We start from the raw sequence: 22097 nt of genomic DNA on the forward strand, positions 1-22097 counted from the left end.
TGCTGGGGATGACGCGCCTCGGGGCCGCCTGTGTGGGGTCAGCGGGTTACCAACTGCCCCAGGAATGCCGAAAGCCCGCCAGAACCGTTTCCGGTTTGGCGGGCTTCGAAGACACGTCTCCTACGCGTGACTGTGACGGATCACGAGGATCTTGTCAACTGACCCTTCCGGTGTTTCGCCTGGATCACAGTTGTTGCGGCGTCGCGGACGTTTTTGGCGAGGTAGGTGCGGGCTTTGCTTCGCCACCCGAAGCGGGGCAGCAGTGGTTGGCCGGGCTTGTCGGGGTGGGGGGTGCACGCCCATTGGCGGATGACGTCTTCGCTGACGTTGACCAAAGCGGCGGCTTCGGCGGTGGTGATGGCGTCGGTGTCGTCGACAGTGACCGTGGTGGGGGTGACCCACGTTTCGCCGAAGTTGTTGGCCACCTGGTCGGCTTGGTCGCAGGCGTCCGGGTCGAGGGCGCGAAGTCTGGCCCGGTACATGTGGGCGATTTTGCGGGCGCGGTCGGTGGCGTTGTCGCCGGGGATGGGCCATTCGCCGCGACGGCCTTGAACGTCGAGATCGGGGTTCATGCTGCCACCCGGTCGCGGTTTGGCCACACCAGTTGGGTGACGTACTGCTGGTAGTCGCCGTGGGGCCAGGTGGTGTGGCAGTTGGCGCAGTACACGTCGCAGGGGTCGTCGGCGTGGCGGGGGTCGTCGCGGTGCAACTCGTTGAGTCCGCAGCCGGAGCAGGTGCCGGGCAAATGGGTGGTGCGGTGGGTGCGGCCGAGCATGCCGCGGGCACGCTGGTGGAGGTGTTGCAGGTGGTGGATGGCTTCCCACCCGGCCATGGTGGTGGGTGGGTCTTCACAACCGGTGGGGTACACGTCGGTGCCGCCGAGCACGGCCAACTGTCGGAGGCGGGGGAGCAGGACGCGTACGGCGTCGTCGAGTTGCCGGCCGGGCCGCCGGGGTTGGGTGTTGCGGGGGCTGAGGTGGCTGATGTCGCGGATGACGTCTTCCCACGTCGTGGCGGCGTGCACGATTTCCGCCTGTAGCGCCTCAGCTTGGCCGTTCAACGGCATGGGTGGGGCGGCTTTCCCGCTGGGCTGCATGTTGAGCGCCTGCGACAGTGACGGGCCTTGCAACTGTTCAAGGTCCACGTAGTCGTAGACGAGGTTGCGGACGTCCCGTTCGGCTGCGGTTAGGCAGTCGTCGCACAGGGGGTTGGTGGTGACGGGTGCGGCGGCCGGCGGTTTCGCCGTGTGGTTGTAGGCGCGGCAGCGGGTGTCGGAGACGCAGTGCCGTCCGCTGGTGTCGGTGGTGTCGTGCATGTGGCTGGTCTCCGATCGGCGCAGTTACGCTGGCGGTGACCCTGACTGATGTGGGGTGTTGGTGTTGGCGGCGGTCGGAATTGCGGTCCGGCCGCCGCTGCCGTTTCAGTCCGTCCAGGGTTGCAGGAGCGGCACCGTTCGGGTTTGGGTGATGGGCCGGTATCCGTCGGTCATGATGGTTCCGGACTCGTCTCGGACGACGTAGCTGACTGTGATGCGGCTGCCGTTCAGGTGGATGGGTTCCTGTTCGGGCATCTGGTCGGGGTCGAGGTTGTTGGCACGGAGCCATTCGAGTAGCCGCGCTCGGTCGTTGGGGTCGCTGAGGTTGAGTCCGCTAGCGGGGTTGGTCATTGTGGCCCCCACTCGGGTCGATACCCGGGCAGGCCGGCGTATGACAGGCCCACGGTTTTCAGCAGCAGCTCTGGGACGTCTGGCTCTGGGTAGGTAGAGAATTCGGACCAGATCGTGTCTTCCAGCTTGACGACCTCCGGATGCACGGTGTCGAGCATGTGCCGCTTGGAGTCCACGTCGGCCAGCAGCAGGTTCGCCGCCTCTGTCAGGAGGGCCGCCGTTTCGACGGGCAGCGCGGCTGCGAGGGTCTTGAGCGCTTCGGCTGTGTGCCGCCGGTTCTCAAGCTGCTGGTCCAGCCAAACCGTCAGGTCGTTCATGGCCGCCACCCTTCCTGGTACCCAGGTTCACCTGCGAACGGCACCGCGAGCAGCCGGATGGTGGTGCAGGTGTCGCACAGGTCGATTTCTTGCCCATCCCAAGGGTTGTTGATGGCGGGCACCGTGAAGCAGTGGTCGCACACACCGGCCTCGGTGCGGTGCTCAACGATGATGCGCCGCTTCGTGTCAGCGTCGGCGATCAGGTAGTCGCCGACCTGGGCCAGCAGTTGCCCAACCTCAGGTGGCTCGGTGGTGGCGAGGGCGTGCAGGGTTCGCCCGGTGTGGCGTTGGTTCTCCAACTGCTGGTCCAGCCACGGCACCAGATGCGCGGTCACGGCCGCCTCTGACTCTGTGTAGTCACAAACCCCGTGTTGGAGATCATCGTGGGGTTGTCGGTGACACTGGGTGTATCAACTGCCGCGCCACCACGCCGTTGGGTCGGCAGCAACGGTGCGTCATCCCAGTCCGCCCCGCACACGTCCGCGGCTTCCCGCTCATGGCTGTCACACAAGTCGAGGGTGTCGCCGGTGCGCCGGTACATGCCGAACAGGTGCCCACCACGGGTCACCCGCCAGCGGACGTGCGGTGGAACAGGGCAGTCTGGGGCGGCGCAGAGGCGCGGCTGGTACCGGTGGTCGAGGGCAATGCGCGGCGCTGGTTCAGTGGTGGTGTTGGTTGGTGTGGTCATTGTGCCCCCCGGTGTTGTGTCCCCGGATTCATCTTGCCTGATCACCGGCACCGCCAGCCTGCCTGCCTGCGCGGTGCGGGCAAGCAGGTCGAGCAGGGTTGGTCCGGCTTGCCCATCACCGCGGGGCCGCGCGATGGACGGCGGGGTGATGCCGTGCTCACGTGCGCAGCCCGAGCCGAGCCCTTGAACGAGCGGGCCTTTCGGCACGCGTCGGCCGCAGGAGTCGCAATGGCGGGGCTCGGCCGGGCAGCAGCGGCAGAGTCATCGGGTCCTCTGGTTCGGGATCTTGGCGGGCTTCGGCTTCTGACCGCGCTCGTTGTGTTGGAATCCGGCCTTCCGCAGGTCCCGGCGCAACGCGTTCAGGCTGTTCGTGTCCGATGCGCTCGACGGGGTGGTGGTGACCAGCAGGCCGCTCGGGTTCCAGATTTTGACGTGGCCGGACCTTGCGAACTCCACCCGCCACCGGGCGCGCCTCAACGCCTTGAACAGTCGCAGGCGGTCCGAGCCGTCGCGGTTGCTCACCGGCCCACCCCGCCGGGCTTTCGACGCCGCAGGCAACGCCACAGGGTGCGCCACATCGGCGGGGCTGAGACGTCCACGGTGGTGATGAACCCGGTGGCCACCGGCACGCCCATGTTCTGCCGCGCCAACCACTGGTTGTGCACCGCGGCGATGTGCTCGGCGATCTCCCGGGTCATTACCAAATCGACGGCCATCCTGCCCCCATTGAGCGGGCCGGCACCGTTGATGCTGACCGCCCACCCGCCGATCTCGTCGTTGACCACCGCAGCCCATCGGGCGTTGAGGGCTTCCGCGTTGAACGCGGCGGTGGCTGCCCGCGCCCGCATCTCGTCGATGTTGTCCAGCACGGCCGATCGGTCGGGCTCGGCTGATGGCGCGGCTAGGAGTGTCGTCAGGGACGCTGCCAGCTCAGGGTTGTTCGGCCGGTACGTGGCGCACCGCCCGTCCACGTGATCAGCTTCGCCCTGACGGCAGAAGAAGCATGGGGTGTCAGCCACGGTCAGCCTCATCGGTCGGCTCGGGTGCGGTTGTCCACGGCCCGTGCCACACCTGCCGGTACACCACCTCAGCGGAGGCGACCGCCGGGTGCCGGCGGGCGGTCGCCGCCATCTGCTCAGCAACACTGTGGGCCAGCAGTGGATCATCTTCGTGACGGATTCTGGTGGTGCCGTCGCGGTAGGTCACCCGGATGGCGTAGTCAACACCGGCGGGCTCCACATTCGAGAACACCTGCCCGGTCACGGCGTCACCTCACCGAGGTCGGTGCGCGGCTCGATCAGATCACTGAGGTCCCGCAACCAGCGGCAATCCCCCAACGCCGAATGCCGGTCGTACGCCTGCGGGTCAATGCCGCACGCCCGGGAAATGTCGTCGGACTTGCGAGGCGCTGGCAGTCCACGGCCAAGCAGCCACCCACGGGCCACGCCCGGCACATCCTCGCTGTGGTAGTGCCATGGCGGGGTCATACCAAGCTCGCCCAGCGACCGGGCCAGCATGTCCGTGTCGAACGACGGGTTCGAGCCGTGGATAATGGCCCGCCCGGACGTCAGTTCGGCGATCTGCGGCAGCACATCCAGGATGCGGTACACCCAGTCCAGGCGGGGAACGTCCCACGGGTCCGCCCCGGCGGCGAGGGCCGGGCCGTGTGGATGCCGCTCGTAGAACCGTCCGAACTTCAACGAATCGGGGTCGGCGTTTTTGAGGTCAAGGTCGGCGGGGTGGATGAACCACTGGTGTTCGATGTCTGGTTGACCGGGGCGGCGCACGATGAGGGCGATCTCCCACGGGCGGCGGTAGAAGTCCAAGCCGGTCGTCTCAGTGTCCAGCCACACCCGGGGCTGCGTCGTCGTGTAGCTCACCGTGTCACCGGCTTCTTCGGCGCCACCTGGTCGGCGGTGGCCCGCAGGATGTCCCCTGCCAACTGCGGCAGCACCGTGCAGTCGATGACCTTCACGGGGGCGGGGGCGTCGGCGCCCACGGCGCGGTCATACGCCGCGAGCAGGCAGTTGTAGTCGTCGCACACGTACGCGCCCACGATCCCGTCGGCGGTGGTGGAGTCCTTCCCGCACACGTCGCATAGGCGCGTCACCTGCACGTCGGCGGCTGGGCTCTCGCGCCGAGCGCGGCCGGCCTGCCACAGCATCGTGTGACGGAGAGCGCCGATGTACACGAAACGGTCAACGCCCGGCTCGTGATGGGTAACTGGCCCCTCGGCGGTGATGCGGGTGCCGTCGGCGTACGTCTCGGTGATGCGGACCCGCGCGCCGACCGGCGGCTTCTGGCCAGTCGCGGTGGCGGTCATCGCTGCACCGCCTCAGCGAAGTCGGCCGGGTTGTACGCCGGGTCGATGTGCCCCGGGTTCACCCCGCGCCGCACAAGGACGTCAACCAGCCAGTCCTCCCACTCGCCGTTCAGCGCACCCAGCTCGGGGGTGAGGTCCCAGATCAGTTCGGGTGCGTAGTCGGTCCGATCTGTGAGAGCCGCCGCCGCAGCCGTCGCGGCGGTTGCGGCGAGGGTGAGATAGCCGAGGTCGGGGCGTGAACCTCCGGCAGTGGTGGGCGTTACGGTGCGGATCGCGTCCCGGAACGTGGCGTAGGCGGCGAGGGCGTCAGCCGCGTAGTGCCGCACCCAGGCGTCACGGGTGGCGGCGTCGCGGGTCGCCGGGGGCGGGGCGAGACGGTGCGCAGCGTTGAAGGGGGTTTCGGTAGTCGTGTCGGTCATGGTTGCCTCCTCAGGCGTCGTAGTCGGGTTGGCCGCAAGGGTTCCGTGCACCGGGCAGGCGGGCTGCCTCGCGCGCACAAACCCTGTGACGGTCGGCAGCAGGGTGCACCATCCGCACCGGTCGGCAAGGTTGCCGTTCACATCTGGCCGAATGACGTGACGTTCAAAACCGGCGGCGGTGAAGTCCGGGTTGGTGGGGTGGGCGGCCATCAGACACCACCCAGGATCGGTAGGGGCTGCGGGCGGTTCGGGTACAGCAGGTGGTCGAGCCGGGCGGGGGACGGCATGGTCACCGTGCGGGCTTCCGGGTTGACGAGGATCATCGGCAGGCGCATCCGGTGGGCTTTCTCCACCGCCGAGAACGTGCCCCCGTCACGCTTCGACGGGCACCACACGGCAAGGCACGCGTCAGCCGCAGCCAACATCCCGTCGTTGCGCTCGTGCAGCAGCCGCACCACCACCCGCTTACGGGCGTGCTCGGCCAAGCCAGCGAGGTCCCCATACGGCACCACCTCGGCGGCCAAGGCGCGCAGCCGATGCCATTCGGCGACCGCCTGCGGGTTGCGGCGCCGCCACGGGTCCGGTTGCTGCGGGAACGGAATGTGCGCCACGAACGGCACCCCGGCACGGTGCACGGCGTCCGCCCACCACAGGTCGGCGCCCAACGCCATACCGGAAATCCCGCACGTCATGCCGTGCACGTCACGCAGCTTCAGCGCCAGGCGGTCCAGCTCGCGGCGCACCCAGTCATGCAGGGATTCGGGGCGCAGGTGTTGGGGGCGGTGGCCGGTCACCATCACCGTCGGCCACACCGGGGCGGTCACGTCAACGCTCCGTCGATCAGCGCGAACCGGGGACGCGCCTGCCGGGTGGGCCGCGCGGACGTGTCGGGCTCAGCGGCGTTGCCAAGGACCACGCGCAGCTTTGGACGTGCAGACGTCAGAACCTCGGGCGGCGCCGTCCATGTCGCGTCCAGCCCAACCGCGGGTCATCTGCGGCGGCGGCTGATTCCCGGCGCGGCCGTACCGCTCGTCGTCGTCGATCACGGCATGGCCATGGACACGAAACGGTTCAAGTGCAGTTGGGCGGCGACCTCAACGGTGCCGCGAGCGCCACCGCGGTTTTTCTCCACGATCAAATCGGCCTCCCCGAGGCGTTTCGTCTTGTCGAACTGCTCATCCCGGTGCACAAAAATCACCACGTCGGCGTGGGCTTCGATGCCGCCCGACTCCTTCAAGTCGGTCAGGACAGGCCGCTTGTCTGCGCGCTGCGCGTACGCCCGGTTCATCTGCGCCAACAGCACCACCGCGAGGTCCAATTCACCGGCGAGGTTCTTCGCCGACCGGGCCATCTCGTCGATTTGCTGGTTTCGGGGTGCGCTCGACGCGGACTCGATCAACCCCAGGTAGTCGATGACGACGAGCTCCAGGCCGTGCTGCTGCTTCAACCGTCGGGCGCGAACCCGAATGTCGGCCATGGTCAGGCCCTTGGTGTCATCAATCCACAGCGGCGCGTCTTCGGTTTGCCCGCACACCCGGGCGATGGCCGTCCAGTCGTCGGTGTCCAACGTCCCGTCGGTGACCTTGTCCGACGGCACCCGAGCGGCGGCGCAGATCAGCCGGTTGAACAACTCCTGCTCGGTCATCTCCATCGACCACACGCCCGTCGCGCAGGCGTGCTCAAACGCGGCCGACCGGACGAAGTCACCCGCGCCCAACGTCGACTTACCGCCACCGGGTATGCCGGCCACCACGTACAGGCGTTGCTTCTGCAACCCGTGGATCAGCCGGTCCAGGTCGGGGATGCCGGTGGGGATGCCAGGTGGCCCGGATCCTTCCTCGGCGGCGAGTTCGATCGCGTCCAGGCCGGGGCGGATGATGTCCCGCCACCGCTTCGGCCCACCATCCCCAGCGGCGCGCATCCCCAGGTCCGAGATCATCACGCGGGTGCGTTCCAACAGCGACGCCGGGTTGCTCGCGGCACCGGAGCGGATGTCGTTGCGCGCCTTCTCCAACCCGGCGTCGAAGTCCCGCAACAGTGCCTTGTCGGCGACCGTCCGCGCGTAGTACGTCGCCTCACCCACCGGGGCACCCACCGGAACCGCCTCAAGCAGTTCGTCCAGGTACAGGACGCCGCCCGGCATCCGGGTGAGTAGCTTCTCGTCCGCCAAATACCCGGCCACACTCGTCGGGTCCGTCTTGCGGCCCTTCTCCCGCAGATAAGTGATGGCCTCGAACAGCAGCGGGTGGCACGGCTTGTGGAACGACCCCGCCGACACGATCGCCTCCACCTCGCCGATGACCAGCGGGTCGCGAAGCATCGCCCCCAACACCACCTGCTCGGCGCCGTGGTCGTAGAACACGGTCACCGGGTCGGCGCGGTCCAACGTGTCTGTCACGGCAGGTCACCGCCGCGCCGCCGGTCCGAACCCTTCAACCCGATCTGCACGCTGGTGGACAGGCGGGACACCACCCGCTCGTCAACGTCGGCGCGCAGACCGTCGGCGTCCAGGTTGGTGGTGGTGATCGTCGGCAGTTGGTTCGCCCACCGTGCGTCCATCAGCCGGTACAGGGTGTCCTCCGTCCAGTCGGTGGACTTCCCGGCGGCCAGGTCGTCGAAGACGAGCAGATCAACGGTTTGGTAGTCGGCGAGCGCCCGCAGGTGCCGGTCGTCGGATTGGGGGCGCATCGCGGCGTTGAACTCCGGGTGGGAAGTCACGGCGTACGTCATCCGCCGGCAGCGCTTGGCCGACTCCAACACCACACGCCGCAGCGCCCCGAACGCCTGATGACTCTTCCCGGTGCCTACGGGGCCGAGCAGCAGCAGACCGGGGCAGGTGGTTGGGTCGCGCAGGTATGTGCCGATCCACTGCCGCACCTGCCGGTCGTCGGGTTCGGCGTGGCGGAACCGGGGCGGCAGGATCAGGTTTAGGGTCGCCTCCGCCTGCTCGATGAGATGGTCGGCGAGGTCAAATCCGGGCCGCGGGGGGACGGTGGTCGGGTCGATGCCGCGCCGTTCCATCACTTCGCGGGCGAGGCCGCCGAGGTTGGTGCTGCTGATGTCCACTGGCCCTCCTTCCGTTAGAGCTTCACGTCGTAGCGGTCTTGGTTCTCGTGGCTGTTCCGCAAGATGCGGGGGTTGGCTGGCTTCATGCCGCCGTCCATGCGCCCGCTCTGCTGATTGCGCTCCGCTTCGATGGCCTCTTCGGCTTCCATGCGCAGGCGCAGTTGGTCGAACTTCTCGCGCAGCTTCGGGATCGACATGATGTTGCCTTTCCAGAAGTGGTGCTTCTGGGACCACCGTGTGACCCGGTGAATGTCGTCAAGGCTCCGCTTGTCGAGGTCAATCATTCGTCGAGCTTCGGCGCGCCAGTCGTTCGAGATGGTCGGGCGCTTGGATCCGTTCTTCACGATCCATTCGACGAGGTAGGTGCAAACCCTCTCGACGTCTTCGCGGTACGGCTCGGCCTTCTTCGGCTTCGACGCTCGCCTGGCCTTCCCGGTGGTCGCACCCTCCCCGAAGAGGGGAGGAGTAAGAGTTGGGTTAGTTGTAGAACTCTCCGTAGGAGAGTTCCTAATAAGGACACCTTCGGTCGACGTATCGCCTGGCGGCACGTCGGCGTATCGCCTGGCGGCATGCTCCGTATCGCCTGGCGGCATGCTCCCCCCGCCGCTCTGTGCCGCCAGGCGGCACGCTCCATCGTCATCCGCCTCTGCCTGGTGTGCGTCGGCGGCAGTCTTGGGCGTCGCTTTGGATGCCCGCGCGCGGGGTTCCCGTGCCGTATTTGGATCGCCCACGGAAAGCGCATATCCGGTCCGTGACTCGCCTTCGAACGACAATTTCCGTACCCAGCCACCCGCAGTCAGCGCGCGCATCCATTCGACAAGAGTCGATCGGGAGGCGCTGGTTGTGGCTTCGAGTTCGGTGTAGGTGGGGGCGTGCTTGGGGGCGATTTCGGCGGTGCTGGCGTTCGTCTCGGACAGCAGCATCATGAGGATGCATTTGCCAGTGATGTCGATGCTCGACGCCTTCACGGCCTTCTCCACCTCCCACCGCGTCGTCACTGGGAAACCTCGCCTCCCTTGCCCTGCGACCAGTCGTGCTCAGCGAACCGCTCCGAGATTTCACGTCCGACGATGACGACTGCCCATGCCTCAACGTCTTGGATCGAGTAGGGCTCGTCGGAGACAAAGGCCACGTCCCGTTCGGCCCGTTCGAGCAGCAGCCGCCGGAACGGCTCGGGCAGGGCGGCAAGAAGGGATGTTGCTGCGTTCCGGTGCCCTGTCACTTCGCTCCACGCGTTGCGGGCTGAGATAACGGCCGCCCGGTCTAGCAGCTCTGCTTCGCTGGGGTTGTCGACACCGTCTTCCGTGGCCTCGTCCAGGGCTTCGCGCCGTAGCGCATCCTGCTCGCCCACGGCCCACTCAAGGACAGCCCGCGCCAGCATCGGGCTTCCACTGTCACGCTCCGAACTGCCGCTGCGGGCATCGTCGAGCATGGCTGCGGCAGCCTCGTGCAGATCCTTCACGCGCCGCCACGCGATGCCGCACATGTAGCGGAAGATCCGGTCCACGGGGATTGTCTTGTTCCGCATCGCCTGGTCGACGCAGTCGAGCAGTACGGGCATGGGCAAGCCAGCAGCCACGAGCCGGCTGACGCTGTCCATCCAGTCGTCGTCGCGTGGGAAAGTGCGATCACCCCCGTACGTCCACCGCTGCCATGCCTCGTCGAACTCGGCTCGATTGCGGGCCTGAGCGTCGAGGTTGGCGAGCATTCGATGGGCTGCCGCCTTTTGCGCCTCGGCCCACCGAACGGCATCCGCGCTGACCTGAGCGACTACGGCGGCGTCAGGGGGTGTAGCCGACTTGCCTCCGTTGCAGTCGGCGCAGAGGGCGCGCAGGTTTTCGGGGGTGCTGGGGCCGCCGAGTGCTTCCGGAAGAACGTGGTCAACCTCCAACTGCACCTCGGGCGCGCTCCGCCCGCAGCTCTGGCAGCGGTGGCTGTCGCGCCGGAGTATTTGGAACCGCAGTGTGCGGCTGACTGCCACTGAATCTCCTGTGCTGGTCGAGAGTTCGAGCACGTCGCTGGCTTGACGGGCTGCCTGTGGTGGCGTCGCCCTGATCATTACCTTACACTGAACCTTACAGTAGAGCTACCACCGAGACTTACGGGAGAGTCATGACGACTGCGGTCCACCCCGACCTGCAAGGCGGTCCTTACGGGGAGCCGTACACTGCCGCTATGGCAAAGCGTCCGATCGTCGGTGCCCAGCAGGCGCGAGAGAAGTTCAGCGACCTGCTGGACGCCGTGGCCCGCGGTGAACACCCGGTTGTGCTTCGCCGCAGCACGCCGGCCGGGCTGCTGGTGTCGCCCGCCTGGTACAAGAAGGCGGCCGAACTGATGGGCGACCCGTGGGACGACTGGTCCCCGCCGCCCGAGCAAACCGACTAGCCCTCTCACGCCACCTCACCCGACCCCGTCACGGTGTCGGGCTTTCCTGCTGCCCCCGGCGCGCGCTCGTCGCAGCACCACCCACGCGCGTACAACCGGGCTGGTGTCTTCCCGCATGCTTTGACCCCGACAGCGCACGGTTTGGTTAGCGGCGCTGGACGGTCAACTGCTGGGGCGCGGCGTCGGCTGTCGAGCTGGATTACCTTCGCGGTCATCGGGGGTCACCTCCGGTCAGGGACGGTTGGTGCGGCCCGCCAGGGCCCGAGCAGCCTTCGCCTGCCGCTCATCTGCGGAGCTTCGGGCATTCGCCTGCCGGCACGCCTCATCGATCGGCTCACCGCGCCGCTTGTGCCGACGGAACGCCGCAGACGTGCCGCACGGCTTCAAATTTGTCGCCGTCGTCGCGGCCAGCCAATGCCCGCCGCCGCCGTTCGGGTAGGCGCTGGGAATGTTGTGCCGGCTGCGGCACCCCTTGATGTTGTTGACGGTCCATCCGAGCCGGTTGGCGATCCGCCGATCGGTCCACCCGTCGGCGGCGAGACGGGCAATCTGCTCCCGATCGTCGTCCACGTTGCGTCCGTCGGGGCCGGTGTTGCAGCGGTCGCAGCGGGCATGGTGCGGCTGGTCCGGAACGCAGTCCTGGCCGCAGCCCCGGCAGACGAGGGGCGTCCGTCCGGAGGCCAACCGCTGCCGTTCCGTTGCCGTGTAGCCGCCCCACACACCCCACGGCTCGTCGGTTTCGAGAGCGAGGGCGAGGCAGCTGCCGCGGGCCGGGCAGCCTTTGCACCCCGCCTTGGCGTCGTTATTGCGGCTGCCGTCGTACCACTTCTCCGGGTCCGCAGCGCACGGCAGGACGGTGAGCCGGCGGGACGGAATGGGGGTGACGGCGACGGAGGTCATCGGCTCACCCGGATCGGCATGATCAGGTAGCGGTGGTCGAGGGTGGGCTCGCCGTCGTCGTCGGCGGGGGAGATAACCGCGGGCTTGAACGCGTCCACGAACCCGATGTGGGCGGTTGCCGTACCGAGACTGTGCAGCCCGTCGATCAGATACTGCGGGTTGAAGCCGACAGTCAGCGTGGGCTGCCCGGCGTAGGAGCCGATGCCGAGGGCTTCCGAGGCGCGGGCCTCCTCAGCGCCGCCGGCTTCCACCACAACCGCGTCGCCGCCGTCGGTGAACGTGAGCAGGACGGGTGTGGCCCGTTCGGCGACTAGGGCGACCCGCTTTACCGTCTCGATCAGTGAGGCGACCGGCACGCGGGCGGCGCTGGGGTACGACGTGGGGAACAGGCTGCGCACCGGCGGGTAGTTGACCCCGTCGAGCAGTCGGGACGTGGTCTTACGCTGCCCGATGGCGAACCCAACAAGCCCGTTCGCGTCAGGGTCGTGGCTGATGTCCACCGACCCCACACCCCACGTTTTCGCGGTGTCGGTGAGGAGCTTCGCCGGCACCAACACGTCAAGGTTCAGGCCGGATTCGGCCGGGTTGATGGTGATGTCGCGGTGGGCGAGGCGGTACCGGTCGGTTGCCAGCAGCGACAGGGTGTTGCCCCGAAGTTCGAGGCGGACCCCGGTCATCATGGGCAGGGCCGCGTCGCGGCCGGCCGCGACACCGACTTGCGCGACGGCCTGGGCGAGGGCGGCAGCGTCGGCGGTGGCAACGGTGGCGGGCAGGCCGGGAAGCTGCGGATAGTCCTCCACGGGCATGGTGGGGAGGGTGAACCGGGCGGACCCGCACACCAGTTCCAGATGGGTGCCGGCCGACGCCAGTTCGACGGGCTTGTGCGGGAGCGCCTTGGTGATGGCGGCGAGCAGCCGGGCTGCCACAACAACAGTGCCGGGGTCGGTGACGGTGCCGCGCACCCATGAGCGGCTGGACACCTCGTAGTCGAACCCGGATACGGTCAACCCGTCATCAACGGTGGTGAGGAGAATGCCGGCGAGGATCGGCACTGAGGGGCGGTTGGGGGTGGCGTCGGCGGCGGCGGTAACAGCGTCAGCGAACGCGTCACGCTCAACGGTCAGTTTCATGCGGCGGGCCGACTCCGACGGGCAGGGCAGCACATCGTTAGCACCTCGTGCGACCACAACGGTGCTCATCACGCCGCCCCAGGCTGGTCACTGAAAGCGACCTCTGGTGCTTTGCTGCCTCGCCGGGTGCGCCCCATCCACGCCTCCCCGTCACGGGTGACCTCGATGCGCCCGTCGATGTGCAGGCGCACCCACCCGCAGTCCTCCATGTGGAAGATGAGCAGGTCAAGGTTGGAGAACTTGCCTTTGTCGTCCACGTACTCGTAGGTGAACGGGTTGCGGCGGATCCGCCCGGCGTTGATGGCGTTGATGAGGCGTTCGTAGGTGCGGTAGTCGGTCATGGTGTTGTCCTGGTTTCGGGGTGCGGGGCCCGCCCCGATGCTGGGGCGGGCCATGGTGCTGGCGGTCATGCGGTGCCCCACAGGGCGTTGACGCCACCGAGGCGCTTCAGGGTGCGGCGCTCGTCCTCCGACAGGCCGCCGGCCACCCCGAACTCCATGTGGTCGAGCGCCCAGGTCAGGCACTGGTCGCGGACCGGGCATCGGTGGCACACCGCTCGGGCCTGCTCGACCTGCAACAGCGCCGGCCCGGACGTGCCTACCGGGTGAAATAGCTCTGGATCTTCATCCCGGCAGGCCGACGCGTGCCGCCAGTCGCCGCCGCGCTCGGCCTCAACACGGGTGCTGGCGACCTTCGACGCGTGGCGGGTCACAGCGCACCCCCGTTGGCGATCTCCAACAGGACGTCGCCGTGGCAGGCGTCGCCGGGCTTGCACCAGCAGGCGAGGTTCTTGCCGGCCAGTTCGCGGCGGATGTCATCGACCGTGACCTTGAGGAAGTGGCCCCCACGACTCGGGTAGGCCATGCGCATCCCGAACGTCGGGCCGGTGAGGGTGAGGCGGTACAGCTCGACGAGTTCGGCGCGAGTGCCCCACCGGACGTACGTCTCCACCTGGTCCAGGTCACGTGAGCCGTCGATGGGGAGGAACATGTCGTGGCGGTTGCCGTCGCGGCTGATGCGGCCCTCGTGGTCCCAGTCGCGGCCGAACCGCTCGTGGTGCTTCGGCCCGTAGTGGACGAGCCCCCACTGGCCCCGGTAGGTGAACGGGTTGCCGAACAGGGTGGGACGGCCGACGTAGACGGTGTTCTCGGGCATCCGCCATCCGGCGGTGCGCTGGCGCTGGATCCGCTGCGGGCTCACGCGGTCACCGCCACACGGACACCTCGGAGGTTGAGGGCGCGAATCTCCGCCGCCTGCCGCCCCAGTTGAGCAGCGGGGTCGAAGTCGGGACCGAACCACGGGTACGGGTCGTCCTGATCGCGCATCTCGCGCGCCTCGTCAGCCATCTCCTCAAGCTCGATCGCCAGATCAGCCTGCTCGGCCTTAACTCGCAGGTACGGCCGGATCGCCTCAATGACTGGCAGTGCGCTTCGGCCGTACCGCTGCCACTGAAACTGCGGCCGGTGGTGCTCCCGATTGCCCCGCGGAATGTAGGTGCGGACGTTGCCGCCAAACAGGCTCGCGGCCAGGTCGTGCGGCTCGCGGCGAGTCCCGGCGATGCCGATGGCTGCACCATAGAACTGACGACCCTTGTGCTTGGTGATCGCAGCGGTGACGTAGCCGTCACTGTCCACAACACCAGCGAGGTAGGCGAGAACGGTTGGGTCAGACATGAGCGACCTCCTGCGGCATATCGCGGATCTGAAACTCGGTCGGAAGGTCGTTCCACTCATCGCCCTTGCCCGGGATGCCGAGTTCCTTTGCCAGCACGGATCCGGTCTGCTTGAAAAAGAACGGCACCTGCGCCGAGATGCACTGATCCCGGAGGTTGCGGGCCCACTCTGGGGACATCAGCCGGGATTTCGGGCCGGACTCGCCCCCGACGACACACCAGTGAAGGGCCGGGAGCCCACACGCGTCGGCGTACGACGGGGGGAGGGGCGAGTGGCGCAGGTTCTCGCCGATCGGCCGCCAGTGCAGGAACTTGGTCAGGTCAACGGACCCGAGCAGCGGTTCGCAGGACAGCCACCGCACTGCGGCAGGCGTCGCGAGTAGCGCCGGGATGCGCAGGTCGGCGGTCTTCTGGTCTTCCACCGACACGCCGAGGTGCACGTTGGTTAGCGGCCAAGCAGGTAGGGCCGAGTCGGTTTGGCCAAGCAGAGCAGCCTGCCGCCGCCGATGGTAGGCGGAGACGACATGCTGGGGGGCTTGTGCGCTTGGCACCTCGCCAACGACCAGAAGGTACGCCTGGTCGAGAACGAGAACACGGAAGGCGGGTGAGTTCAGCAGGGAGCGCATCCGGCCGTGGCGCTTCGTCAAGAGCTGAAATGTGTGCTGCTCCGCGAGCGCCATGACGGCGAATACCTGCGCGATGAAGCTGTCCGGTACGTCCCTGTGGAACAAGTCGCTCTGCGAGTTGACGAAGATGCGTTGCGGCTTCCGCCAGTGCAGCGGCTGGGTCAGCCGCTCGGGCAGCAGGTTGATGCGGCCGGTCCAGTCGAGGCGGCCGTCACGCCGCTCGGTGAGCCCAGCGAACGCGGCGGCAACCTTCGGGTGCGGGTTGCCCGCCCGGATCGTGGCGGTCGAGATGGCGTAGCAGCCGTCACAGCCGGCCGAGACGCGCTCACAGCCGAGAAGTGGGTTCCACGTCTTGTCGGCCCACTCAATTGCGGTATCAGCCATGGCTGGCCTCCTTCGGGGTGTGGTTGGGGTTGCAGTTCAGGAAGATCACGTCACCGACCTGGGTGGCCGTGTTGCCGTTCGCGTCGTACGGCAGGACAGCGCGGTCGGGGAACACGGCAGCGTCAGGCACAGTCGGCCTCCACCACACGCGACCCAGCCGGACCGGCGGGCCGAACCCAAATCGTCGCCCCCGGCACCTCGCCGGGCAGGCAATGACGCTTACCGCCGGACACACGCACCACCCGCGAGTCGTCGGCCAGCACGCCGCCGTCGACCAAGGCGTCCAACAGGTTCCGGAGGTGCTTGTCGACGTCACCCGACGACCGTGTGGCAGGCCAGGTAATCAGGCGCTTCGGGGCCGACTTCGGCACGGGCACCCGGATGTCGAATGACACCTCCGCCGGCTCGTTAAGGGCGTCCCCGTGATGTTGTTGCCGTCCAGCCCAGGCAACGCACTGCCGCCACGTCTTCGACCCGGCGACCTGCTCGGCCATCCGGCCCCGGCCGATGTGCTTGAGGCTGCCCTTCGGCTTGGGTACGCCGACGACCTCGATGCGGATGACGGTCACCGGCCCTCACCCGCCAGTAGCGCCTGACGCCGTGCGCTGGTGATGGCACCCATCTCCCGGATGTCGATTGCCTTCGCGCCCGCCCGGATGGCCTCATCGCGCTTGGCGTCCACCACGTCAAAGTGCCAATGGGTGCATGGCAGGCGTGAGTGGCAGGGACGCTTGCACGTCTGGAACCACTCCGGCAGCAGGCCAAGGCGGACCGCGAACTCGTTCAGCTCCTCCACCGTGTCGGCAGTCAGGTGTGACCAGCGGGCGGTGATGCGGCCCATCCGCGCCGGAATTCGAGCGTTGTCGACGTAGACGGTCACCGGGTCACCGCCGCAGGGACCTGCCACAGCACCCGCGCGACCACGTCCTCCGGCGGCGCCCACAGGCCGAGCGCACCCCGGCACGGCACCGGACGGTCCAGCGGGCGAACGTCAGCCAGAACCAGGTGCACAGCCCGCCCGACACGATTCGGGCCGTGGTGCCAGATCTCACCCCACGGCGCGCAGCAGTCGCCGCCCGCCGCGTAGTGAACGTCCGTCAGTGCAGCGACGGCGATGACTGCTCCCGCCCCGGGCTGCTCAGGTGCGTCGCGGTGCGGGGTGAGCAGTTCGGCCACCCGCCGGTCGGCGAACGCGTCAACGTCTGCCGTCTTGCCCTCGTGGATGAGCAGGATGCCCCGGTGGTTGGTCCCGGCACCCCGGTTCTCGACCCGCTTCGCCCCCGCGTTGGTGGAGGCAATGCAGGTGCTCCACGGCTTGCGGACGGTGATGGCCTTGATGGCGGCGGTCATCGGCCGGCCTCCCGAACGTCGAACCGCAGCACAACCTCGTCGTCCTGGGCGTACACGCGCAGCCATCCACCGTCGTTCGGGGCGGCATCCTCGGGCAGGTTGTGCACCCGCCGGTAGGTCACCAGGGCCACCGCCCACGCCTTTTCGAACTCTTCGGCTGGGCATCCGGTGGGGACAGCCCATTCGTAGGTGCGGGTGGTGTACTCCCGCTGATCGAAGATTGCCATCAGGCGTCACCACCCCGAGTGCCCACGAACTCGACGCCCGACATCAGGTCGCCGCTGGAACCAACTAGCGTCGGCGCCCACCCGTCGGCGATGAACTTCGCCGCCACATCACCCGGCACCCAATCCCGACCGCGCTCCGGATCCGACATCCACGACGCCAACTCATCGGCGGTCGCGAACACCGGCGACTTGGGGGAGCCTTCGCTGACCGTCTCCCACAACTGCCACCCGTCGCCGGACGGCGGTTCGGTGCGTTCCCACGCCTCGTGTGCCGCCTTGTGCTGGTCGTTGCGCCACCGGATGCCCTCCCCGCCGCACGCGCTGCACAGCACGTCAACGCCGTCCCGCTCGCACCGTGCCCGGACCACCACTGACGCGTTGATCGCGTCGTGGCCCATCGAGGCGATGTTCCACTGGTTGACCTGCTCCGGGGTTGGCATCACCGGCGGGTCGATGGGCTGCCACCCGTTCTCACGGGTCCACGTGTGGGTGAGGTCGTACAGGCGTCCGGCCTCCACCAGTGCGGCCACGTCGGCTTCGTTGACGTGGTGGGACCAGGCGCTGTTCCAGTAGTCGGCGAGCCGGCGTGCCTCACGGCGGATGACGTGCTCACCCTGGCCGTAGTAGTCGGGGGAGCGGGTGACGTTTCGCTCGGCGAACGCCCGCACAGCGGGCGTTTCCGGGGTGAGGGGGGTGGACCCGTTGTCCTCCGGTCGGAACGGGGCGTTTCCGTACCACATCTTGTGCAGGTGCTTCGCGGCCTGCGAGTAGCCGCCACCGTCGCAGGTCCCGCACTGCTCGCCGCGAAGGTCGTCGGGCATGACGTAGCCGGTCCACACCTCACCGATCGGCGCATCGAAGTCCAGCGGCACCCGCTTGATCTCGCGGCCCATCAGCCGTTCACCGCCGTCCGGCACCCGCACGACTCGTTGTGGCACGGGTAACCCGGCGCCGGCTCATGCCCAGACACCGCGTTTAACCCGGCGGCCATCGCCAACGCCTGCGCGTACCGGGTCACCGCGGAGTCCGCGTTGTCACCTTCCCCGTCGACGTACACCTCCACCTCGAACGCCCGGTCACCGACCTTGTTGGTGCCCGGCAGTCGCAGACCGCCGTCCCGCTCTGTCGGTGCGGCCGAACCGCGGACGACGCCGATGCGAACCTCTTCCTCGTCGCCGAGGTCGGCGATCACGTCCGCGACGGACTCGTACACGAACCCGTCGGAGTCGGCGAGGTAGGCAACCCACGGGCCGCGCAGCATGTTCGGGTCGCTGCTCGCGATGAGACGGGCGGCCTCGAACTCGCTGATGTCACGCGTGGGGGCGCTCATGCCATCGCCCCCGCACCCTGCCTGGTGGCCTTCCGTGCGGCGGCGATGGCCTGGTTGAGGGCTTCGTTGCGGTGCGCCAACAGGTCACGCAACTCGGCGACCCGGGCCGGGATCTCCTTATACGAGTGAACGTTGTTGGGGTCAAGGCCAAGCGCCCGGACCGTGTCACGCAGGATGGCCTCGTTGCGGGCGCGCTCGGCCAGGATCTGCTGTGCGTTCCGCAGCGCGTTCTCACCAAAAGCGGCACGCCACTGGCCCACCTCGATCCGGGCGGCGGCGCCCTCCCGTAGCAGATCCTGGATGGCGGGGGAGACAGGCAGCATCGACGGGTCGACGGTGTCGGCGGTATCCCAAACGGGGTAGGTCATGGTCGCCTCCTCAGGCGTGGGTGTGGTCGTGGTTGGGGGAGTAAGTCGTGAAGGTGCCTACGTCGTTCAGCAGCACCCACCCGTGCACCGCGTGGTTCACGGGCACCTCGGCCGGGTCGTCCGACAGGCGGATTGCCCACCCGTTCGCGCGGGCCTCCTCGCGGTGCGACTCGACGTGCAGGTGGCAGGAAGTTGTGGCAGACCCGCACAGCAAGATCAGGTTCTGTGGTTCGTTCGCATCCGACCGAGACGTGCCGCCCATCGCCCGAGCGCGCCTGTGCTGCACCGACCAGTCCCGACCCCGCTCACCACTCACCGGGTCGCCGCACCGGGCGCAGCGACCGAAATCGCGGGCAACCACCGTCGCAACCGTGCCCCGATTCGGGCCGGTGTCAGTCGACCGCGGCTTCACCTTCCCGGCGGCGGGCTGGCTGGGCGTAAGCGCGGCGTTGGTGATCGTTGAGAAAGGGTTCCGGTTGCCCTGCTCCGCCAACTCCTGACGGCGGCGAGCCGACATGCGCGACAACCGGGTGCGGCGCTCCATCAGTGCCCCGCCCCAGCCTTCGCCTGCTGCATCGCAACCAGAAACTTCCGCATGTCCTCAGCAGTCGCATCCGCCGACGACCGGCCCACCAGCTTGATGAAGTTGGTCTCCAACTCGTCCTTCGAGTTCCACGGCGACTCGGCGAGGATGCTCGCCCACAGCCCGTCGAGGTCATCGACAACAGTCGGGGTGGGCTGCGCCGCCGGGGTGGCCGGCTGCGCCGGCTGGGCACCCTGGATCGTGGCCCGCTTCGTCTCCAACTGGGTCAGCAACTCCGCCGGGATCTCCCCACCGTGCGCGGCCTTCACCTGCTTCGCCACGTCGTACAAGGCGTCCACGTTCCGGGCGGCGTCGATCAGCGACCCGTAATCGACCGTGGCGGCGATAGCGACCCGCATGTCACCGGCCACCGCAGCGTTGTTGCGGGCCGCCACCAACTCCTGAACCCGACCCGACATCAACTGCTTTGGCGTCAACTCGTCCACGTGCAGGGTCGGCACCGCGAAGTTGAACGTCTGCGGCTTCCCGTCCACCTGCCGGGTCACGGTCCGCTGATCCAGCACCAGCCGGCCGGGGATCGCGCCCTGCGCCATCGCCAGCAACTGCGCGATACCCGGCAACTCCACGGCGGCGTAGTACGAGCCCGTGTCGACCCGCCACGCACCCAACCCGGGGATGTCTTCCAACATCACCCGGATGCGGGTGTGCATCTTGCAGTCCCGGGCCACCGGGTCGCACAAGCACGACGACTTGCTGATCTTCTCCTGCTGCCCGTCGCAACGCCGCAGGCAACCACCCGCCGACCACATCTCGTACCACTGCGACTCGCCCGGATCCTGCGGCGGAATCAGCACCGGCACCTCAGCAGCGTCGGTGATCACCTGCCACTGACCGGAGCCCTTCGGTGGCTGCCACGGCTCGACCTTCCCGCCGTACGTGGCGGCGATCTTCTCGATCAGCGCCTGGCGGGGGGAGGTGAACCGCAGCCGGTCCAGCTTCGTGGGGCGGCCACGACCGGTCCCGACCTTCACGCCGAAGCGAATCCGGCCGACTTCGGTCTGCTGCTGCTGCAAGCCAAGAATGGGCATGGGCTTACGCCTCCTTCATGGTGACGGGGCGGGAAAGAACGGTGTTCAGGGGAGCGGCCAGGCCCTCGACGACTCGGCACATGTGCACGAAGTACTGGAAGTTCTTGTCGGTCAGGTACGCCTCGCGCATCTGCACCCGCTCCGGGCGGATGTGCACGATCAGCCCGCCCTTCACCTCAGGCATCGGCATCTCAGTGCCGTCGGGCAGCAACACCGCGTCGGCTTTCGCGTACGCGACGACCTGCCACCCGTTGGTGAGGAAGACGTTGCGGCTCGACTTGTAGTCGCCCAGCAGCGGCAGCCCGGTCAGGTGGGCGAGGGGCTTGTCCAGGCGAGACGCCTCCGAGAACCGCACGATCTTGTCGAGGGTGCCGGCGAACCCCCACTTGCGGGAGATCACCGTCATCTCAGTCGCCAGGAACTCCGGCTTGTACCGGGCGAACCAGCGGTGCCACTGATCCACCAGCGGCTTCGCGTCGTCGTCAACGTGGACGCCCGGCCCGTGCAATACGGTTTGCTCGGCGGCGTCGTGAAGTTTCGAACCGCGCTCGCCTGCGGCGTCACGTTCGGCGTTGTGCCGGTCGGCGAGCCAGTACGCCACACAGTCGGGGCAGTTCCCGCACGCGTTGTCGGTTTTCGTGGAGTTGCACGACTGGGCGCGGGAGGCTCGGTTGAGTAGCGGCAGATTGTCGAAGGCTGCTCTCGCGGTGAGGCCGGTTGCCCAGTCGGTGATCCCGAACTTGCGGATGTAGTCCAGAACTGTGGTGACGGAGATGAACCGCTCCCCGGTGGCGGGGTGCATGTACCAGCGCTGCCCCGTCTCCGGGTTCGTCAGCGCAGTCGGCGGGCCAGGCTTGGTTAGCGGCTCGGCGGTGATCGTCACGCGTCGCACCTCGCGTCGATGGCTGCGTCGTAGTCCAGGTCGTTGGTCAGGCACGCCTTGGTGGCAAAGCACGCGGCCAGCAGCGACCCCACCGGGGCATCGCACGTCGGGCAGGTGGCCTGCTGGGTGTGGCGGGGTGCGCCCGGCCACGGCGGTGGGAACGGGTCACCCGGTTTCGGCTGCGGCCTCGGAGTGGCGATCACAGCGGCGGTCACTGGTTCACCTCGCCGACCAGAAACCCGCACGGCGGCAGGTCGCACAGCACGCAGCCGTCCGTGTTGCGGGCACCATCCGGGTCGATCGTGCAGGTGCACAGCGGGTCGGACGTGCCGACATCGGGCAGCGACACCATCTCGGTCATCACGCCTCCCGGCCCAGATAGGCGCGGGCGGTTGCCAGCGGGTCGCGGTAGTTGCGCTCGATCCAGTCGGTGTCCACCCGGTACGGGACGGATTCGAGTTCGTCGGCCTCACGCTCCAACATGTCGGCCACGTGGGACAGGAACAGCGGGTTCGACCACGGGTTCGGGTTGCCGGGCTTCGCGTCGGCCCGCAGCCGGGTGACGGCCTCACGCAGCAACTCCACCTCGGCGGTCATCGGCTTTCACCGCCCTGCGCGCGGCGGGGCAGAACTACCGGCAGGTTCTCGGCGGCGCACTCGGAGCACCCGGCAGCGCACACCTCAACGAAGTGGCTGCGCCGGTAGCAGGCGTGGCACAACTCCCGCTTGTG

At 68.0% G+C, this 22097-nt stretch carries 38 protein-coding genes; 1 reads left to right on the top strand and 37 read right to left on the bottom strand.

The features are described from left to right. Positions 1-140: 140 nt before the first annotated feature. The 16 genes from ACGFIW_RS01810 to ACGFIW_RS01885 form a co-directional block, all read right to left on the bottom strand. Entirely contained in the window at positions 141-572 is a 432-nt protein-coding gene (locus tag ACGFIW_RS01810; protein ID WP_393310442.1) for a hypothetical protein, read from the bottom strand. Beyond that, positions 569-1315 (bottom strand): hypothetical protein, encoded by a 747-nt coding sequence (locus ACGFIW_RS01815; RefSeq protein WP_393310443.1) that lies wholly within the window; start codon positions 1313-1315, stop codon positions 569-571. Before ACGFIW_RS01815 ends, ACGFIW_RS01810 begins: the two co-directional genes overlap by 4 nt. Positions 1316-1420: 105 nt before the next feature. Next, the gene (locus ACGFIW_RS01820) at positions 1421-1666 is read right to left on the bottom strand and encodes a hypothetical protein (protein WP_393310444.1); all 246 of its coding nucleotides are present in this window, start codon (positions 1664-1666) and stop codon (positions 1421-1423) included. Beyond that, positions 1663-1983 (bottom strand): DUF6221 family protein, encoded by a 321-nt coding sequence (locus tag ACGFIW_RS01825; protein WP_393310445.1) that lies wholly within the window; start codon positions 1981-1983, stop codon positions 1663-1665. Before ACGFIW_RS01825 ends, ACGFIW_RS01820 begins: the two co-directional genes overlap by 4 nt. Further along, on the bottom strand, positions 1980-2318 hold the full coding sequence (locus ACGFIW_RS01830) for a DUF6221 family protein (RefSeq protein WP_393310446.1): 339 nt from the start codon (positions 2316-2318) through the stop codon (positions 1980-1982). Before ACGFIW_RS01830 ends, ACGFIW_RS01825 begins: the two co-directional genes overlap by 4 nt. A 614-nt stretch (positions 2319-2932) precedes the next feature. After that, the gene (locus ACGFIW_RS01835) at positions 2933-3193 is read right to left on the bottom strand and encodes a hypothetical protein (RefSeq protein ID WP_393310447.1); all 261 of its coding nucleotides are present in this window, start codon (positions 3191-3193) and stop codon (positions 2933-2935) included. Next, positions 3190-3540, bottom strand: a complete 351-nt coding sequence (locus ACGFIW_RS01840) for a hypothetical protein (protein WP_393310448.1) — start codon at positions 3538-3540, stop codon at positions 3190-3192. Before ACGFIW_RS01840 ends, ACGFIW_RS01835 begins: the two co-directional genes overlap by 4 nt. A gap of 142 nt (positions 3541-3682) precedes the next feature. Next, the gene (locus ACGFIW_RS01845; RefSeq protein ID WP_393310449.1) at positions 3683-3934 is read right to left on the bottom strand and encodes a hypothetical protein; all 252 of its coding nucleotides are present in this window, start codon (positions 3932-3934) and stop codon (positions 3683-3685) included. Next, complete coding sequence (locus ACGFIW_RS01850) at positions 3931-4551, bottom strand: hypothetical protein (protein WP_393310450.1); 621 nt, start codon at positions 4549-4551, stop codon at positions 3931-3933. Before ACGFIW_RS01850 ends, ACGFIW_RS01845 begins: the two co-directional genes overlap by 4 nt. Beyond that, positions 4548-4994, bottom strand: coding sequence for a hypothetical protein (locus ACGFIW_RS01855; RefSeq protein WP_393310451.1), 447 nt, complete (start codon positions 4992-4994; stop codon positions 4548-4550). The genes ACGFIW_RS01850 and ACGFIW_RS01855 overlap by 4 nt, the downstream gene beginning before the upstream one ends. Beyond that, entirely contained in the window at positions 4991-5413 is a 423-nt protein-coding gene (locus ACGFIW_RS01860; protein ID WP_393310452.1) for a hypothetical protein, read from the bottom strand. The genes ACGFIW_RS01855 and ACGFIW_RS01860 overlap by 4 nt, the downstream gene beginning before the upstream one ends. A 209-nt stretch (positions 5414-5622) precedes the next feature. Next, positions 5623-6237: a hypothetical protein gene (locus tag ACGFIW_RS01865; protein WP_393310453.1), complete on the bottom strand. Its 615-nt coding sequence runs from the start codon at positions 6235-6237 to the stop codon at positions 5623-5625. Between the two features lie 218 nt (positions 6238-6455). After that, entirely contained in the window at positions 6456-7811 is a 1356-nt protein-coding gene (locus ACGFIW_RS01870; protein WP_393310454.1) for a replicative DNA helicase, read from the bottom strand. After that, positions 7808-8479 carry an ATP-binding protein gene (locus ACGFIW_RS01875; protein WP_393310455.1) on the bottom strand — a complete coding sequence of 224 codons (672 nt, stop codon included), beginning with the start codon at positions 8477-8479 and terminating at the stop codon, positions 7808-7810. Before ACGFIW_RS01875 ends, ACGFIW_RS01870 begins: the two co-directional genes overlap by 4 nt. A 14-nt stretch (positions 8480-8493) precedes the next feature. Then, complete coding sequence (locus ACGFIW_RS01880; RefSeq protein ID WP_393310456.1) at positions 8494-9477, bottom strand: hypothetical protein; 984 nt, start codon at positions 9475-9477, stop codon at positions 8494-8496. Further along, a complete protein-coding gene (locus ACGFIW_RS01885; protein ID WP_393310457.1) occupies positions 9474-10538 on the bottom strand; it encodes an HNH endonuclease in 1065 nt (354 codons plus the stop codon). Before ACGFIW_RS01885 ends, ACGFIW_RS01880 begins: the two co-directional genes overlap by 4 nt. Before the next feature lie 116 nt (positions 10539-10654). Between ACGFIW_RS01885 and ACGFIW_RS01890 the strand changes: the two genes are divergently transcribed. Next, positions 10655-10864, top strand: a complete 210-nt coding sequence (locus tag ACGFIW_RS01890; protein WP_393310458.1) for a type II toxin-antitoxin system Phd/YefM family antitoxin — start codon at positions 10655-10657, stop codon at positions 10862-10864. Between the two features lie 231 nt (positions 10865-11095). Here ACGFIW_RS01890 and ACGFIW_RS01895 read toward each other — a convergent pair whose 3' ends face one another. The 21 genes from ACGFIW_RS01895 to ACGFIW_RS01995 form a co-directional block, all read right to left on the bottom strand. Further along, positions 11096-11764 carry a WhiB family transcriptional regulator gene (locus ACGFIW_RS01895; protein WP_393310459.1) on the bottom strand — a complete coding sequence of 223 codons (669 nt, stop codon included), beginning with the start codon at positions 11762-11764 and terminating at the stop codon, positions 11096-11098. Next, on the bottom strand, positions 11761-12894 hold the full coding sequence (gene dnaN, locus ACGFIW_RS01900; protein WP_393310460.1) for a DNA polymerase III subunit beta: 1134 nt from the start codon (positions 12892-12894) through the stop codon (positions 11761-11763). Before dnaN ends, ACGFIW_RS01895 begins: the two co-directional genes overlap by 4 nt. A gap of 68 nt (positions 12895-12962) precedes the next feature. After that, positions 12963-13304 carry a hypothetical protein gene (locus ACGFIW_RS01905; protein ID WP_393310461.1) on the bottom strand — a complete coding sequence of 114 codons (342 nt, stop codon included), beginning with the start codon at positions 13302-13304 and terminating at the stop codon, positions 12963-12965. Then, positions 13301-13606 carry a WhiB family transcriptional regulator gene (locus ACGFIW_RS01910; RefSeq protein WP_393310462.1) on the bottom strand — a complete coding sequence of 102 codons (306 nt, stop codon included), beginning with the start codon at positions 13604-13606 and terminating at the stop codon, positions 13301-13303. Before ACGFIW_RS01910 ends, ACGFIW_RS01905 begins: the two co-directional genes overlap by 4 nt. Continuing rightward, positions 13603-14094 carry a DUF4326 domain-containing protein gene (locus ACGFIW_RS01915; RefSeq protein WP_393310463.1) on the bottom strand — a complete coding sequence of 164 codons (492 nt, stop codon included), beginning with the start codon at positions 14092-14094 and terminating at the stop codon, positions 13603-13605. The genes ACGFIW_RS01910 and ACGFIW_RS01915 overlap by 4 nt, the downstream gene beginning before the upstream one ends. Continuing rightward, on the bottom strand, positions 14091-14567 hold the full coding sequence (locus ACGFIW_RS01920) for a hypothetical protein (protein WP_393310464.1): 477 nt from the start codon (positions 14565-14567) through the stop codon (positions 14091-14093). Before ACGFIW_RS01920 ends, ACGFIW_RS01915 begins: the two co-directional genes overlap by 4 nt. Then, positions 14560-15576 carry a DUF5131 family protein gene (locus tag ACGFIW_RS01925; RefSeq protein ID WP_393310465.1) on the bottom strand — a complete coding sequence of 339 codons (1017 nt, stop codon included), beginning with the start codon at positions 15574-15576 and terminating at the stop codon, positions 14560-14562. The genes ACGFIW_RS01920 and ACGFIW_RS01925 overlap by 8 nt, the downstream gene beginning before the upstream one ends. Then, positions 15569-15706, bottom strand: coding sequence for a hypothetical protein (locus ACGFIW_RS01930; protein ID WP_393310466.1), 138 nt, complete (start codon positions 15704-15706; stop codon positions 15569-15571). Before ACGFIW_RS01930 ends, ACGFIW_RS01925 begins: the two co-directional genes overlap by 8 nt. Beyond that, entirely contained in the window at positions 15699-16145 is a 447-nt protein-coding gene (locus tag ACGFIW_RS01935) for a RusA family crossover junction endodeoxyribonuclease (RefSeq protein ID WP_393310467.1), read from the bottom strand. Before ACGFIW_RS01935 ends, ACGFIW_RS01930 begins: the two co-directional genes overlap by 8 nt. Continuing rightward, a complete protein-coding gene (locus ACGFIW_RS01940; RefSeq protein ID WP_393310468.1) occupies positions 16142-16456 on the bottom strand; it encodes a DUF4031 domain-containing protein in 315 nt (104 codons plus the stop codon). Before ACGFIW_RS01940 ends, ACGFIW_RS01935 begins: the two co-directional genes overlap by 4 nt. After that, positions 16453-16926, bottom strand: coding sequence for a hypothetical protein (locus tag ACGFIW_RS01945; protein WP_393310469.1), 474 nt, complete (start codon positions 16924-16926; stop codon positions 16453-16455). The genes ACGFIW_RS01940 and ACGFIW_RS01945 overlap by 4 nt, the downstream gene beginning before the upstream one ends. Next, positions 16923-17153, bottom strand: coding sequence for a hypothetical protein (locus ACGFIW_RS01950; RefSeq protein WP_393310470.1), 231 nt, complete (start codon positions 17151-17153; stop codon positions 16923-16925). Before ACGFIW_RS01950 ends, ACGFIW_RS01945 begins: the two co-directional genes overlap by 4 nt. Then, complete coding sequence (locus ACGFIW_RS01955; RefSeq protein ID WP_393310471.1) at positions 17153-18070, bottom strand: hypothetical protein; 918 nt, start codon at positions 18068-18070, stop codon at positions 17153-17155. The genes ACGFIW_RS01950 and ACGFIW_RS01955 overlap by 1 nt, the downstream gene beginning before the upstream one ends. Then, positions 18046-18483, bottom strand: a complete 438-nt coding sequence (locus tag ACGFIW_RS01960) for a hypothetical protein (protein WP_393310472.1) — start codon at positions 18481-18483, stop codon at positions 18046-18048. Before ACGFIW_RS01960 ends, ACGFIW_RS01955 begins: the two co-directional genes overlap by 25 nt. After that, a complete protein-coding gene (locus ACGFIW_RS01965; RefSeq protein WP_393310473.1) occupies positions 18480-18851 on the bottom strand; it encodes a hypothetical protein in 372 nt (123 codons plus the stop codon). The genes ACGFIW_RS01960 and ACGFIW_RS01965 overlap by 4 nt, the downstream gene beginning before the upstream one ends. A 10-nt stretch (positions 18852-18861) precedes the next feature. Next, positions 18862-19395 carry an HNH endonuclease gene (locus ACGFIW_RS01970; RefSeq protein WP_393310474.1) on the bottom strand — a complete coding sequence of 178 codons (534 nt, stop codon included), beginning with the start codon at positions 19393-19395 and terminating at the stop codon, positions 18862-18864. After that, positions 19395-20483, bottom strand: coding sequence for a hypothetical protein (locus tag ACGFIW_RS01975; RefSeq protein WP_393310475.1), 1089 nt, complete (start codon positions 20481-20483; stop codon positions 19395-19397). The genes ACGFIW_RS01970 and ACGFIW_RS01975 overlap by 1 nt, the downstream gene beginning before the upstream one ends. Before the next feature lie 4 nt (positions 20484-20487). Beyond that, positions 20488-21366: a hypothetical protein gene (locus ACGFIW_RS01980; protein ID WP_393310476.1), complete on the bottom strand. Its 879-nt coding sequence runs from the start codon at positions 21364-21366 to the stop codon at positions 20488-20490. After that, entirely contained in the window at positions 21363-21581 is a 219-nt protein-coding gene (locus ACGFIW_RS01985) for a hypothetical protein (RefSeq protein WP_393310477.1), read from the bottom strand. Before ACGFIW_RS01985 ends, ACGFIW_RS01980 begins: the two co-directional genes overlap by 4 nt. Then, positions 21578-21727 carry a hypothetical protein gene (locus ACGFIW_RS01990; protein ID WP_393310478.1) on the bottom strand — a complete coding sequence of 50 codons (150 nt, stop codon included), beginning with the start codon at positions 21725-21727 and terminating at the stop codon, positions 21578-21580. The genes ACGFIW_RS01985 and ACGFIW_RS01990 overlap by 4 nt, the downstream gene beginning before the upstream one ends. Beyond that, on the bottom strand, positions 21727-21963 hold the full coding sequence (locus tag ACGFIW_RS01995) for a hypothetical protein (RefSeq protein WP_393310479.1): 237 nt from the start codon (positions 21961-21963) through the stop codon (positions 21727-21729). Before ACGFIW_RS01995 ends, ACGFIW_RS01990 begins: the two co-directional genes overlap by 1 nt. Positions 21964-22097 lie beyond the last annotated feature (134 nt).

Source organism: Micromonospora sp. NPDC048935 (genome assembly GCF_043197875.1).
In the GTDB taxonomy this organism is placed as follows: domain Bacteria; phylum Actinomycetota; class Actinomycetes; order Mycobacteriales; family Micromonosporaceae; genus Micromonospora.

What these genes read in the sequence shown, in the direction of transcription:
- ACGFIW_RS01810 (WP_393310442.1), bottom strand. Translation starts at nt 572, where the DNA reads ATGAACCCCGATCTCGACGTTCAAGGCCGTCGCGGCGAATGGCCCATC.
- ACGFIW_RS01815 (WP_393310443.1), bottom strand. Translation starts at nt 1,315, where the DNA reads ATGCACGACACCACCGACACCAGCGGACGGCACTGCGTCTCCGACACC.
- ACGFIW_RS01820 (WP_393310444.1), bottom strand. Translation starts at nt 1,666, where the DNA reads ATGACCAACCCCGCTAGCGGACTCAACCTCAGCGACCCCAACGACCGA.
- ACGFIW_RS01825 (WP_393310445.1), bottom strand. Translation starts at nt 1,983, where the DNA reads ATGAACGACCTGACGGTTTGGCTGGACCAGCAGCTTGAGAACCGGCGG.
- ACGFIW_RS01855 (WP_393310451.1), bottom strand. Translation starts at nt 4,994, where the DNA reads ATGACCGCCACCGCGACTGGCCAGAAGCCGCCGGTCGGCGCGCGGGTC.
- ACGFIW_RS01860 (WP_393310452.1), bottom strand. Translation starts at nt 5,413, where the DNA reads ATGACCGACACGACTACCGAAACCCCCTTCAACGCTGCGCACCGTCTC.
- ACGFIW_RS01885 (WP_393310457.1), bottom strand. Translation starts at nt 10,538, where the DNA reads ATGATCAGGGCGACGCCACCACAGGCAGCCCGTCAAGCCAGCGACGTG.
- ACGFIW_RS01890 (WP_393310458.1), top strand. Translation starts at nt 10,655, where the DNA reads ATGGCAAAGCGTCCGATCGTCGGTGCCCAGCAGGCGCGAGAGAAGTTC.
- ACGFIW_RS01895 (WP_393310459.1), bottom strand. Translation starts at nt 11,764, where the DNA reads ATGACCTCCGTCGCCGTCACCCCCATTCCGTCCCGCCGGCTCACCGTC.
- dnaN (WP_393310460.1), bottom strand. Translation starts at nt 12,894, where the DNA reads ATGAAACTGACCGTTGAGCGTGACGCGTTCGCTGACGCTGTTACCGCC.
- ACGFIW_RS01905 (WP_393310461.1), bottom strand. Translation starts at nt 13,304, where the DNA reads ATGACCGCCAGCACCATGGCCCGCCCCAGCATCGGGGCGGGCCCCGCA.
- ACGFIW_RS01920 (WP_393310464.1), bottom strand. Translation starts at nt 14,567, where the DNA reads ATGTCTGACCCAACCGTTCTCGCCTACCTCGCTGGTGTTGTGGACAGT.
- ACGFIW_RS01925 (WP_393310465.1), bottom strand. Translation starts at nt 15,576, where the DNA reads ATGGCTGATACCGCAATTGAGTGGGCCGACAAGACGTGGAACCCACTT.
- ACGFIW_RS01945 (WP_393310469.1), bottom strand. Translation starts at nt 16,926, where the DNA reads ATGACCGCCGCCATCAAGGCCATCACCGTCCGCAAGCCGTGGAGCACC.
- ACGFIW_RS01950 (WP_393310470.1), bottom strand. Translation starts at nt 17,153, where the DNA reads ATGGCAATCTTCGATCAGCGGGAGTACACCACCCGCACCTACGAATGG.
- ACGFIW_RS01960 (WP_393310472.1), bottom strand. Translation starts at nt 18,483, where the DNA reads ATGAGCGCCCCCACGCGTGACATCAGCGAGTTCGAGGCCGCCCGTCTC.
- ACGFIW_RS01965 (WP_393310473.1), bottom strand. Translation starts at nt 18,851, where the DNA reads ATGACCTACCCCGTTTGGGATACCGCCGACACCGTCGACCCGTCGATG.
- ACGFIW_RS01970 (WP_393310474.1), bottom strand. Translation starts at nt 19,395, where the DNA reads ATGGAGCGCCGCACCCGGTTGTCGCGCATGTCGGCTCGCCGCCGTCAG.
- ACGFIW_RS01975 (WP_393310475.1), bottom strand. Translation starts at nt 20,483, where the DNA reads ATGCCCATTCTTGGCTTGCAGCAGCAGCAGACCGAAGTCGGCCGGATT.
- ACGFIW_RS01990 (WP_393310478.1), bottom strand. Translation starts at nt 21,727, where the DNA reads ATGACCGAGATGGTGTCGCTGCCCGATGTCGGCACGTCCGACCCGCTG.
- ACGFIW_RS01995 (WP_393310479.1), bottom strand. Translation starts at nt 21,963, where the DNA reads ATGACCGCCGAGGTGGAGTTGCTGCGTGAGGCCGTCACCCGGCTGCGG.